This is a genomic window from Leisingera sp. ANG59, from assembly GCF_013317235.1.
In the GTDB taxonomy this organism is placed as follows: Bacteria; Pseudomonadota; Alphaproteobacteria; order Rhodobacterales; family Rhodobacteraceae; genus Leisingera.
The window spans coordinates 50,258-62,145 of record NZ_WLCM01000004.1 but is presented as its reverse complement, the minus strand read 5'-3'; the positions used below and the strand labels follow the sequence as shown (position 1 = coordinate 62,145).

14 protein-coding genes and 1 pseudogene are annotated in these 11,888 nt (G+C 55.7%); 11 read left to right on the top strand and 4 right to left on the bottom strand.

Features of this window, described 5'->3' with window-relative positions; translation table 11 throughout:
- The first annotated feature begins 12 nt into the window (after positions 1-12).
- Positions 13-1,472: pseudogene (locus GKC28_RS04645) on the top strand (IS66 family transposase).
- Here GKC28_RS04645 and GKC28_RS04640 read toward each other — a convergent pair.
- Positions 1,379-2,173 carry a recombinase family protein gene (locus GKC28_RS04640; protein WP_174145496.1) on the bottom strand — a complete coding sequence of 265 codons (795 nt, stop codon included), beginning with the start codon at positions 2,171-2,173 and terminating at the stop codon, positions 1,379-1,381. The pseudogene GKC28_RS04645 and the gene GKC28_RS04640 sit on opposite strands and share 94 nt — an antisense overlap.
- Positions 2,174-2,358: 185 nt before the next feature.
- On the bottom strand, positions 2,359-3,516 hold the full coding sequence (locus GKC28_RS04635) for a type IV secretory system conjugative DNA transfer family protein (RefSeq protein ID WP_174145494.1): 1,158 nt from the start codon (positions 3,514-3,516) through the stop codon (positions 2,359-2,361).
- 193 nt (positions 3,517-3,709) lie between these two features.
- On the opposite strand from GKC28_RS04635, the gene GKC28_RS26320 reads away from it, so the two are divergent.
- Together GKC28_RS26320 and GKC28_RS04625 are read left to right on the top strand one after the other, a co-directional pair.
- Positions 3,710-4,240: a DUF3768 domain-containing protein gene (locus GKC28_RS26320; protein ID WP_254604146.1), complete on the top strand. Its 531-nt coding sequence runs from the start codon at positions 3,710-3,712 to the stop codon at positions 4,238-4,240.
- 104 nt (positions 4,241-4,344) lie between these two features.
- Positions 4,345-4,584: a hypothetical protein gene (locus tag GKC28_RS04625; RefSeq protein WP_174145492.1), complete on the top strand. Its 240-nt coding sequence runs from the start codon at positions 4,345-4,347 to the stop codon at positions 4,582-4,584.
- A gap of 32 nt (positions 4,585-4,616) precedes the next feature.
- Here the strand turns inward: GKC28_RS04625 and GKC28_RS04620 are convergent, their stop codons facing one another.
- Entirely contained in the window at positions 4,617-5,195 is a 579-nt protein-coding gene (locus GKC28_RS04620) for a site-specific integrase (RefSeq protein WP_254604158.1), read from the bottom strand.
- Between the two features lie 312 nt (positions 5,196-5,507).
- Between GKC28_RS04620 and GKC28_RS04615 the strand changes: the two genes are divergently transcribed.
- The 5 genes from GKC28_RS04615 to GKC28_RS04595 all read left to right on the top strand — a co-directional run bounded on the left by GKC28_RS04615 (position 5,508) and on the right by GKC28_RS04595 (position 8,059).
- Complete coding sequence (locus GKC28_RS04615) at positions 5,508-5,822, top strand: hypothetical protein (protein ID WP_174145487.1); 315 nt, start codon at positions 5,508-5,510, stop codon at positions 5,820-5,822.
- A gap of 46 nt (positions 5,823-5,868) precedes the next feature.
- Positions 5,869-6,207, top strand: a complete 339-nt coding sequence (locus GKC28_RS04610) for a hypothetical protein (protein ID WP_174145485.1) — start codon at positions 5,869-5,871, stop codon at positions 6,205-6,207.
- Between the two features lie 68 nt (positions 6,208-6,275).
- Positions 6,276-6,902: a hypothetical protein gene (locus tag GKC28_RS04605; protein WP_174145483.1), complete on the top strand. Its 627-nt coding sequence runs from the start codon at positions 6,276-6,278 to the stop codon at positions 6,900-6,902.
- A gap of 358 nt (positions 6,903-7,260) precedes the next feature.
- Positions 7,261-7,611, top strand: a complete 351-nt coding sequence (locus GKC28_RS04600) for a helix-turn-helix transcriptional regulator (RefSeq protein WP_174145481.1) — start codon at positions 7,261-7,263, stop codon at positions 7,609-7,611.
- A 46-nt stretch (positions 7,612-7,657) separates the two neighbouring features.
- Positions 7,658-8,059 carry a hypothetical protein gene (locus GKC28_RS04595; protein WP_174145479.1) on the top strand — a complete coding sequence of 134 codons (402 nt, stop codon included), beginning with the start codon at positions 7,658-7,660 and terminating at the stop codon, positions 8,057-8,059.
- Positions 8,060-8,259: 200 nt separating this feature from the next.
- Here the strand turns inward: GKC28_RS04595 and GKC28_RS04590 are convergent, their stop codons facing one another.
- Positions 8,260-8,568 carry a hypothetical protein gene (locus tag GKC28_RS04590; protein WP_174145477.1) on the bottom strand — a complete coding sequence of 103 codons (309 nt, stop codon included), beginning with the start codon at positions 8,566-8,568 and terminating at the stop codon, positions 8,260-8,262.
- Between the two features lie 521 nt (positions 8,569-9,089).
- Between GKC28_RS04590 and GKC28_RS26810 the strand changes: the two genes are divergently transcribed.
- From GKC28_RS26810 to GKC28_RS04575, 3 genes are all read left to right on the top strand, one after another.
- The gene (locus GKC28_RS26810; RefSeq protein ID WP_174145475.1) at positions 9,090-9,725 is read left to right on the top strand and encodes a Hint domain-containing protein; all 636 of its coding nucleotides are present in this window, start codon (positions 9,090-9,092) and stop codon (positions 9,723-9,725) included.
- Between the two features lie 887 nt (positions 9,726-10,612).
- Entirely contained in the window at positions 10,613-10,933 is a 321-nt protein-coding gene (locus GKC28_RS04580) for an H-NS family nucleoid-associated regulatory protein (RefSeq protein WP_174145473.1), read from the top strand.
- A gap of 145 nt (positions 10,934-11,078) precedes the next feature.
- Positions 11,079-11,696, top strand: coding sequence for a hypothetical protein (locus tag GKC28_RS04575; RefSeq protein ID WP_174145471.1), 618 nt, complete (start codon positions 11,079-11,081; stop codon positions 11,694-11,696).
- Positions 11,697-11,888: the final 192 nt, after the last annotated feature.

Below are 11,888 nucleotides of genomic sequence, written 5' to 3'. Positions count from 1 at the left end.
TATGGTCCGGCCATGTCCAGCGCCCCGCCCATCGACCTCTCTGCCATTCCTGAAGATCAGCGTGACGCTGTTCTGGCGGTGCTGCGCGAGCGGGATGCACTCAGGGAGGCCAACAAACGCCTGGAGCACCTCGTTGCCGAGCTGAACCAGGCTGTGCATGGCAAGCGGTCGGAGAGGCTGAGCGAGGACGAGCGGCAGCTGGCCTTCGAGGATTTGGAAACCGCAGTCGCCGAGGTTGAGACCCAGCAGGACGAACAGGCTCCGCCGCGAGCGTCCCAGCGCCGGGCSGCCCGGCGCAACCGTGGCAATCTGCCCAAGGATCTTCCACGGATCGAAAAGGTGATCGAGCCGGACAGCTTGGACTGCCCATGCGGGTGCGGGACAATGCACCAGATCGGCGAGGACCGCACTGAACGACTGGATATCATCCCGGCGCAGCTGCGCGTCATCGCCACCGTCCGGCCCAAGTATGCCTGCCGCACCTGCGCGGAAGGGGTCAGCCAGGCTCCGGCGCCGGCCCATCTGATCGAGGGTGGTCTGCCGACCGAGGGCGCCATCGCGCATGTGCTGGTCAGCAAGTTCTCGGATCACCTGCCGTTATACCGCCAGAGCCAGATCCTGGCCCGCTCCGGGATCGACCTGCACCGCAGCACGCTCGCCGATTGGGTTGGCACCGCGGCCTTCCACCTCGGCCCGGTGGTCGACAGGCTGGCCAAGCACCTGAAGGGCTCAGGCAAGCTGTTCATGGATGAAACCACGGCGCCGGTTCTGGACCCGGGCCAGGGCCGGACAAAGACCGGATACCTTTGGGCGCTGGCCCGGGACGACCGTGGACGGGGCGGCGATGACCCGCCCGGTGTGGTCTTCACCTATGCTCCCGGCCGCGCCGGGCAAAACGCGGAACAGATATTGCAGGGCTTCGATGGCATCCTGCAGCTCGACGGCTACCAGGGTTACAATCGGCTGACGCGTCCCTCCCGCAAGGGCGGCGACCCAATCCGCGTGGCGCATTGTTGGGCCCACGCCCGCAGGAAGCTGAAGGAGGTCTTCGACCGCGATGGCTCGGAGGTCGCCGCCGAGGGACTGCGCCGGATTGCGGAACTCTACCGCATCGAGGCTGAGATCCGCGGCATGGGCCCCGGCCAGCGGCTGTCGGCCCGGCAGACCCGCACCGCGCCGCTGGTCACCGAGTTTGGAGAATGGCTGCAAAGCCAGCGCCGCCGGATCTCCTCAAAGTCACGTCTCGGAGAGTGATCCGCCCTATCGCATTGACGAGAAAGAACGCGCTCTTCGCTGGCCATGACGAAGGCGGCCGCGCTTGGGGCCGTATCGCTTCGCTCATCGCCACGGCAAAGATCAACGGCGTCGAGCCCTTCGCCTACCTCAAGGCCACCCTCGAAGCCATCGCTTCAGGACACCCCGCTAACCAGCTCGATGAACTCCTCCCCTGGAACTTCCAGCCGTCAAGCTGATCCTGGGTGAGGTGGAGACGCCGCTTACGGTAAAACGGGTTGCCAAGCATTGCTTCTAGGCCGTGTAGAGTAAGAGGTCGACCTTTGCGGTTTGTTAATCCGCGCCTGGTCATTTCTGCCAATAAGGAGCGGAATGAATGACCACCAGTCGCATAGAGTTCAAAGGTTTCCCGAACAAAGTGGGCTCGTTCTGGATCAAGTGCTTTGGGGTTGCCACGTCCAGTGTCGATGTAGCCAAGCGGGGCGCCCCAAGGATACAGTCCTTGTTTCAGACGCCCGCGCATGCCTTTAATCGACTCCTCCCTGAGATTGCGGATAAAGTCGGCGGCGACTACTGCCTGTACGTCGGCAGCAAGCCGACCACCACGCGAGCGAAAATCTAGACTTTCGGCAGCAAAAAAGACGTCGATCCCTGCGTCGGATAGATCGCTAATAATCGCCCAATCTTTTAGGTTTCGCGCCGAACGGTCGATTTTGTGAATCACTAACCCTTGGGCAGCGCCCCGGCGCAGTTTTTTGAGCATCTGGTTGAAGACTGGGCGCCCTGACTTAGCGGCGGTTTCCTTCTCTTCAAACCACATGGTAATTTGTATATTATTGCGTTCAGCGTAGATAGTAATTGCCTCCTTTTGCGCTTGTAGTGAAACACCTTCACCTTGCTTGGTGGTAGATACACGCACATATCCAAAACAGGTTTTCATATACTTTCACGTTAGTCTGTTAATGTTTTGTCCTTGATGTCTTTCTTTTTCCACGGCCAGGAACCTTCACGCTCCATTCGCGTAAAGATTCGTTGGCATAGTGCGAGATAGGCTTCCAATTGGGGATCATTTTTCATCCAGTTATTCTGCACCTGCCCGCCCGCCAACGGTAGCGGCCAGCCCGGTCATGAAAGCTCCGACGCGGGCGGCATAGTGGTGGCAGAAAACGGTTTGGAGCGCTCACCATCGATCATCAGGCGACATACAGCCTGGTAGTTCGGCTGGGTTTGAAGGGTGTCAGGCGGGATACCGCCCAGTTCCCGAGCGATAAGGGGCGCATCCAATGCCCCTACCCTGAACGCCATAAGACTGCCCACATTCCCCATGATCGAGGCGAAGACTTCCGGTGCGGCCTGCTGGCAATGCTGTTGGCTGAGCGTCAGCCCCAGCCCGTATTTGCGGGTTTCCGCCAGCGTGTCGGCAAGCGCAGCTGTGGTAAAGCTATGGAATTCATCAACATACAGCATGAAGGGACGGCGGATGGCATCAGTTTGACGTGTGAATGCGGCATGGGTGATCCCGGAGACAATCAAGCCGCCCAGCACATTGGCAATGTCAGCGCCAAGCTGTCCCTTTGCCAGGTTCACCACCAGCACCCGGCCCTCATCCATAGTCTGCCGGAAACGCAGCGGCTCGGCGGGTTCGCAAAGGGCGCGGCGCACTACCGGGTGCGAAAGAAGGGTTCCGAGTTTGTTGGCAATCGGCGCCACACCGTCAAAAGCGGTTTTGTAGTTGAGGGCTGGAAATTCTTCTTCCCAGAATTGGCGTACCTGCGGATCGGTAATGCGGAGAATTACTTCGCGGCGGAAACTGCGGTCCAGAAAGAGCCGCATGATGTCGCGCATATCGGTTGCGGGTTGATCAAGAAGCGCCAAGAGAGCATGGCGGAGCAGATGCTCCATGCGCACGCCCCAGGCTTCCGCCCATTGCTTCTTGAGGGCTTCAATGAGCCCTGAGGCCACCAACGGGCGCAATCCCGGCGAGGTACGAGTGAGCGGGTTATATCCCAACGGGCAATCAGGATCGGCAGCGTTCCAGACCAAGGCCGTACTATCGAGAACAGCGGCCAGGTCCCTGGCCAAATCGCCATGCGGATCAATCAGGCAAAACCCAGTGCCCGCCGCCGTGTCCTGGCTCGCCATGTTAAAGAGCAAGGTCGATTTTCCAGTACCTGTCTGGCCGATCACATAGAGATGCTGCAGCCGGTCTCTCAGATGCATACCTAAGGGCTTGCCGCCATAGCGGCCATAGGCGGTGCCAAGTACGGTGATCGGTGGTGTCATCAATACAGTTTTCACCGCTCTGATGATGCCGCCTAGGGGGCGGCACGGTCACCCAGTCACCAAAGCGGCCGGTAGCTGGCGGCTGGCTCTTTGCTAGGCTGAGAGCAGACCAGTTCTTTTTTGGTCTTCTGCGTCGCCTTTTGAGGGGTGCGTCCGAACAGGTCGGGCGGCCACCCCGAGAAAGGAGACGGAGATGAAAACACATGAAACAACTGTTGCCGATATGGTGGGCGCCTATCCGGTATGCCGCGCCTGCGGTTCCCGCAAGATCGTGCTCGCGGCCTGGGCAGCCTGGAACTTCGCCACTGGAGAATGGGCGCTGGACAAGCTGGCTGGCCAGAATGTCTGCCAGGCTTGCGCAGCTGAGGATTGTCTGCAGTGGCAGCTCGATGAAGAGTTTCGCCGCCAGCGCATCCGGCGTCTTAATGATGCAATGCGCCGAGGTGAGATCGCCCACGGATCGGTGGTGGCGACCCTAGGCGTGCAGGCACTAGGCGACGACGCTCTGCCCGGCATCAGCGCTCAAGTGGCCACATACGAAGATTTTTCAGAAGACAATGACCCGCATGGTGAGCATGACTTCGGCACCTTCACCCATGAAGGCGACAAGCTCTTCTGGAAAATCGATTATTTTGACCGTGCGCTCAAGATGCATTCCCCGGACGCGGCCAACCCAGAAGTCACTCACCGGGTGCTCACCATCATGCTGGCTAGTGAATATTGATGGGACGAACTAAGCGCCCCCTCACCCCGGCAGATCGAGAACAGGTATTTCGACAAGCTATGCAGAGTTTTCCGAGGCGTTATGCCAAGGCTATCGCCCGGGGCATGACCGACAGCGAACTTACCAAGGCGCTGGAAGACACGCTCGGCATCTGGGGCGGTTCCTGTGGTCCTGGCCTGATGGATGTCGTTCACCAAGCCGCCGGACTAAAAATCTGGGGCGGCTGGCATTTCGTCAATCATCAAGTGGAGAAACCTCTGTTCTCTGGTGCCGCCACGCTGAAGATGGCACGCGAGTTCTATGGGATAGAAAACCCCGATGATCCGCAGCTGCCGCTGCTTTGATCCTAACCGCTTCCCGTAAGGGGAGCGGTTTTCTAGTCGGCCCACATCCGGTCTGCGATGGCCAGCTCTTCAGCACCGATGGCATTGGCATAGATCGCAGTGGTACTCATCGACGCATGACCCATCCATTTTTGCAGCATATTCAGCTGCACGCCGGAACGAATGGCGTGAATACCATAGCCGTGGCGCAGCCCCTTCGGGCAGGCTTGGGCGCCGGAAATCTTCGCCTCGGCCATTACAGATTTAACCCACCGGTACGCAGTGCTGCGGTTAAGCGGTTGGCCGTCATTCTGCCAGAGCGGGCACTTGGCAACTGATTGCTCCAGATCGAAGCCTCGCGCGAAGAGCTCGACCAACGATGGCGGCACTGGTACTTCACGGTATTTGTGCGGATTACGCCGCTTAAGCGTACGGAAGGTAATTACCCGGGTGGCGGGCTGAATGTCCTCAGCGGTCAACACCAGCGCCTCCGAGATCCGGCAGCCGGTATAGAGAAGTATCAGGCAAAAGCAGCGAACCTTGAGCGGTCTCTTGAGCGTTGCCCGCAAAAACCGTCTTCGCTCATCGGCGTTGATATAGAGGCGCTGATGAGCGCGGTCATACAGCCGCATTTCAGCGGGCGGGTCGTGTACGTGTTCCATAGTGAGGAAAAGTCACGTTGTTTTGGAGATCATCTGCGTCAGCTGACACGCATCAGTATTGGTAATTTTGATGCGCGTTCCGAAATATCACCAAAAAACGCGGACTTAGCGGCGAATGCCTGGGAGCATAGCTGCAAGAAGAGGGGCAAACAACGGAAAATATGCCCCTCTTCCCACAGTGTACAAAATTACCAATTTTGGTGCAAATCAGCCTTCCCGAAATCGCCAACCACAAGGGCTGCAAACAGCGCGAGAACCCTGATTTTGCGATGGAGGTGCAGAATGAATTTTCCCAATGTGACAGGCCGGGCGGGCCGTTTTTTGATCCTCATCGGGATCACGGCCACACTATCAGGCTGCCTGGCCGCAGCGCTGCCGGTGGCGGGCATGGTCGCCGGTCCAGCCCTCGTCAATAACACTCTCGACAAGACCGTAGATCACAACCTGAAAGTCCAGCGCATGAATTGTTCCCAGTTGCGGGCCGAACACGCCCGGCTGGAGAGCAACAAGCTCGCCCGGATCAATCCCTATGGAAACTGGGCCGTACGCCGCGCTTCGGTCAAAGAGGCCGCCGCCCGCAGAGGCTGCCGGTTGTAGTGGTTGGTTTCGCTGTTGAATTGGATCAGGTCGAGAGGATAAAGTTTTGAATAATGAAAATGGACTGAGCATCGCCGCTATCGTTCTCGCTGTATTAGGAGCAATTACACCCGGCGTCGGTCTCTATGTTGGCTGGGCTGCCTTGGCGCTGGCCACTCTGGCTGCCCTTGGTGGTGCCAAAGGCTTGCCGATTGCTGTCGTGGCTATTTCGGCGATTGTGTTCCTGGTTCTCACCCCTTCTCTGTGGGTAGAGGCCGCCGCACACAAGGCCGGGTTTGGCGAGGCGACCGGAGCCCCGCCCATCTTGCGCATTGGCAGCATTATTGCGCTGATCGCCCCGATTGTTGGGCTGATTGTGGCTCCGTCTGAAAAGCGCAGGGAGTAGCGGGCAGAATTTCCGAGCAGGTAATCACAGTAAAATTACCACGGCAACTTTCCGACAAAGGATTAAAAATGAGAATTCTGATGCCTTTAGCTTTTACCATCGCGTTAGCATTCCCGGTCTCAGCGGATGAAATGAAAGCCAGATCTCTGACCGAAGGCCTGGTTGGCGAATACGCGAGAATGCACCTAAGGACCACATATAACAATAATGACGACCGGCGCGCTTGGAAGCACCACTACAGATTTGTTCAACACCTCGTATCCGAAGGAGTACTGATACAAGAGATCCCCCAGAAAACCGAAAACCCGGCACAAAATTCATCAAAAGAATGCGAGCCAGGTGCTGCTTTTTGCATAACGCTCCAGGAGCATAAGGTTCCGCCACTAGGTGGAGCACGAGAAACTTATTTAGCGGCAACGGATTCGGATTGGCTGGTGCTAAAAACCAACGGTAATTTCACAACCCTCTTCGTCGGCGTGTATGACGTCATCAGCGTAATATGGAGTGAGAGCATCAATCGTCATGACTGCCAATGGAAAGTAAAGTACAGGGCCTGGATGGAGAAAGATGGCAGCCCAATTGCGAATGCGTATGCTCAATACACCGGGTTCGACGGATACGTCGCTGAAAACTGTTACTACAAGGGTCGCGATGGACTGGTTTGGAAGTTTCACGATGTAGCTTTACCCAAATGACATCTGCCTTACGGCCGGGTTGGGCAAAGCAGATGATGTTGGCTAAGCTGATTGCGGCACGGTCGGCGAAGCGCGGGGAGTAACGGGCGGATAGTATGAGGTGGCCTGCGCGGCCTCTTGCGCGGGCCTTCCTTGGAGATAAAATTTCCTCTATGGAAAGTCTGAAAACGGGTTTTGCCTGCGATGGCGGTGCGGAGCCAGGCGAAACAGTTATCTGTTTCGCTCTCCAACGACCCGCCAGCTCCGCGACGACCACCGGCAAAACCCGTTTTCAGGAATTTGACCAATCGGGTCCGTATGGCATTTGCCGCAAATCTTATATGCTGGAAGCCGTTAAAAGCACATAAGTACATTTCATATGAATCATAATTTTGCCATCGACTTACGCAGTGCCCGGCGCAAGGCGGGGTTAACCCAGGAAGACTGCGGCCACCTTCTCGGCGGTTCACGCAGCGCCATCAAACAGCTGGAGGCAGGCAGCCGGCTGCCAACTTTGACAGAAATCTGCACGCTGTCGCTGATCTTCGGGCGTAGCTTCGAGTCTTTATTTGGTGACCTAATGGCGCATTGCCGGAGAGAGCTTTTTGAAAAATTGACCAATTTGCCCGAACCCGAGGCGCCTCATGCCGCCACTTTCAACCGGAAACACACTCTCGACGCCCTAGCGCGGCGGTTAGCCACAGAATCCAGCGCGGAGTATGACACGTGAGGGCCGCTCAGTTCTGGCCTTGGCAGTGCGCCGGAGGCGGGTCTGCATGCTCTACCTGCAAGGGATAAAGCTCTATGACTGGCAAGTTTCCGAGAAGGCTGGACAGTCACCGGAGTCAGCGATTGAAGCTCTGCGTACTTGGTTCAACCGATACAAACCAGAGATCGTGATCAGCCAGAACCCCGATGTGCCAGGACGCAAGGGTGCGGACACAATAGCAGTCCTCGCCGCCATCGCACGAGCAATCGAGGACGCCGACGTGCATGGCATTCTGGTTACCCGCGCTCAGCGGTTCAATAATCTCTACGAAGAAGCTACAGCCCTTGCCAAGCGTTATCCGGCACTTCAGGGCAAATGCCCCCGGAAACCGAAATGCTGGGAAGATGAACCGCGGGGGGTAATCTACTTTGAAGCACTCGCGCTTGCTCTGCAGGGGCTGGGAGAGTAGCTGGTAGTGCAATCCAGATGGTCATAGCCGCAGCCTGGGGCTGCGGTTTTCCTATACAGACTTCGACGGCGTTGGCGCCAAAAGAGCATGGCAAAGTGACCGCCTCAGTGAAATTCTGCGAAATAGTGCCAGAGAGCGTATATACTCTATCCTAGCATCCAGCACCACCTTCCAGAAAAACACCGCCAGGCTGATTGTGCCTATACTTCGATATCAGGTCTGAGCTCGGGAGGTACGCTTCTGCGTATCTCCACAAATTCGATAGCTGCCTGCTGCATTTTTTCTATCGCCGCACACACATCACGAACGTTCGGATGAACGAAGTTAGAAACTTTTAACTCCCTGGCCGAATCCTTATGAAGTTTCCTCCAGTCACTAATAAGCTCCACCACATAGCCGAAGCGTTCTGCAAGAATCTCCGTGTCAGCAGCACCTTCCCGGAATTTCCGGTTCACAAAATGGTAGCTGGCATAATGATCGCAGCGGATCTCCTGCGCCTTCATGTTCATGTTGCCTCACCCTTCAAACAAATCTCTGGCGGACCGTGCTGCTGCAATCAAACATTCAGCATAAACAGCCCGAACCGCGAAACCGAGCCTCCCAGCGTTTGCGCAAACCTCAAGACCGCGGCACCATAGCAAAGATAGACAGACATTTGTACACTTTTTGGAGATTATTACTTTTGCATAGGATGATTACAAAAATATATCGACGTGTTGCTGTCCTGCATCTGACTGAAAGACGTTCCGGGCTTCCAGCCCCCGTCAAATATCATGCGTCAATTGAACGCGCACCGCACTTTGATTTGCCGGTCATTAGGGCCGCCACCGGGCATCTGTGCTGGAACGGTGAATGCAACCTAACTACTTCAGGTGGAGACAAGCTCATACACCGACCTAGACCGAGAAGCTTCGCGGGCTGCCAAACTTTTGCCGTATTTCAATGCTTTCGCTTAAAAGGCCATAATGCGAAGGCGGCGGCGCTATAGCGGGCGTGACGACGGAGGGAAGGGTTTTCAGAAAGGTGCAAGATGTTAGATTTGGAGGCTCACGAGAATCTACGGCCTACTGCGCTAACAGGCATAAGCGGTTCCACGCTTATTCGCACCCCTTGCGGGCTACGGCGTGCCGAATCCATACGCGTCGGAGATCTGATCGTCACGCACGACAGCGGTTTACAATCTGTGCGGGTAATCTGGAAAACCACCCCCGGAGCAAGCAAGAACCCCTCTGACGACGTGGCCGTCTCAATCTCAAAGCGCAGCATCAGACCAATGATGCCGACAAGTTTATTGATTTTGGCGCCTGCCCAGAATGTGCTCTTACCGGCTTATCTCTTCGCAAAGGATCTGCCTGGGGCGGCAGGCCTTGTTCCTGCATACAAGCTTCTAGGAACCAGCGTTGGGATATGGCTCGAGCACGGCAAGAATTTGGGCCCATTCTATAACTTCTGTTTTGATAACCATGAGATTCTCAATGCTTCGGGATTACCCATTGAGAGCAATTGGCCTTCAGCCAGTCAAATGCCATTTCTGGATAAAACCACACGATCCGCGCTGGTGAGGCAATATCCATCGCTAAATGAAAACTGCGCCCCCTTTCGCCACTGTTTATACAAACGCATTTCCTGCAATGACTGCACTCTGCTAAATCTAACACCAAACTAAGGCACACCGCATGCACCGGTCCATAAATTAAAAAATGTTTATGACCGGCACGACCCGTACAAACACTCCTAAAAGGCATAAGAGCGTGAGAAATACACCTGAGCAAAAACTTTGGCAGCATGTACTTCTAGCAGTCTTGGCAGATCTACAAACCACAAGCGTGCATAACCGCAGCAGGAGAGAGGACGCAATAGCTTGGATTGGGGGATTCCCAAGTCGTGACTTCAGAGCAGTTTGTGATCTGGCTGGCATCGAGCCTAAGCAAACACATATATACTTTCAAAGAATTTCCGCGGCCGTGAATGAGGTTGAAAATGGTTCAAAAACTCAGACCATCCCTCAAGCTCCAGGCTCATTGAATTCAGAACCAGAATATGACAGCTGCGGCGAATACAATGGCTAACAAGAGTACCTTTGAGCGACTGTCATAACGGTCGGCGGCACACCGCTAGTCCTTGAAGCGGCCGAACATAACCTCAATGCGATTGCGCCGGTAGTATCTGCGCCTGCCGCAGCGGGAGAGCTTTTCTCACGATCTCTGGCCGGGTGTACACGCGCTCTACCTCTTGTCCTTTACCGCTTCGCAAAACCAGCCGGCGTCATAGACCCGGTCAGCGATCAATCAGCCAGCCAGGAAAGATTGATTTTTACACCCTTGTTTTTCGGGCCACACGAACCCCGTATCAGGGATGGCCGCAAGGCAATTAGTGTCCCGGAGACTAAGTGCATTCACCTCAACAATTTCTATTTTTTCGATACAGTTACACGACTTTCAGGTGAAATCTGTTATTCAATCAAAGAACGCGCTTAGAAATTCCCAGTTGACAACCACAAAACAAAACGCCACTCAACGCCATCTCCAAGCGAAAATAAGGCAGGTGATTCTAATGACCGAAATCGACCTTAGCTCTTTCACTCTTGACGAACTCAAGACACTGCAAAAAGATGTCGAGAAGGCCATCAAGACTTTTGAAGAGCGGAAACGAAAAGAGGCTCTGGCGGCAGTACAAGAAAAGGCTGCGGAAATGGGTTTCGCGCTCGATGACTTGGTCGAAGGCGTGAAAACTAAGAAAGCCAAGAAATCTGTGCCGCCCAAGTACCGTCATCCGGAAAATCCAGAGTTGACCTGGACCGGCCGGGGCCGCAAACCAGACTGGTTCAAGGCTGCTCTGGAGGCCGGTGCCAAACCTGAGGATCTTGAAATCTAACTATCATCCTCCAGCCCTTACTGCAGCGAATACTCAGGCTGCAAGGTTAGGGCGCCGTTAGCAGATCAAACACCAGTAGCATCCCCCCCCTGATTGACATGACGCAACCTTTGGTTGCAATCTGTTGATCAGGGAGGATGTTGTCATGAGGTCATACCAAGCCGCCAGATCGCTGTTTAGCCTTCTCGCTTTCTTTTCCTGGTGCGTGATCATTGCCGGAGGCCTGATCGCGCTGGTTGGCGCGGACACCCTTGGTGCCCCCAAAGGCTATGGGATGGGCGCCCGAGGACTAACGTCGTTCATGGGAACCCTGCCCGGGCTCTTCGTGAGCTTTCTCGGCCTTCTCGGCTTGGCATCGGTACAAAACGGGCGTGCTACCGTCGATTCCGCCGAATACGGACAGCAAATGCTGCAGGTCGCCCGTGATCAGCTCGAGGTTTCGAAACAGGCCCTCGAGAAATCCAGCGGGCTCGACCAGTCCTTCGCCGCGCTGGCAGGTGAAAAAGAACCGGAACAGAAACCATCGGCCTATGCCTCAAGTGCCGCCAACGCGGAGCATTCCAACAAGATCGCCGGAAACAGCAACAACACACAACCGGCAAGCCTCGCGCCGCCCCAGAATTCACCAGAAGAGGAAGAGCTGTACACATACAAAGGCAAAACCATTCGCCTCTCCAAGGGGGCATACAAATACAGCGGCATTCCCTTCGACAGCCTTGAAAAGGCACACAACTACATCGACCGGTTCTCCGGGGTCACCTGATGGTTCAACCGCTGAAATACCCCCATACAGAGCCCCCAACCCCTATGGGTATCCAGTATGGGGATCGAGCGTGGTACATAACTGAACATAGCAGAACCGTTTCCAGGAGTTTTGCAGCGCGACTTCATCCGCCTGTACGGCTCCTGACCCCACCCTCCCAATCCCTTCTTTGCCAACGTTATCGGCACTGAC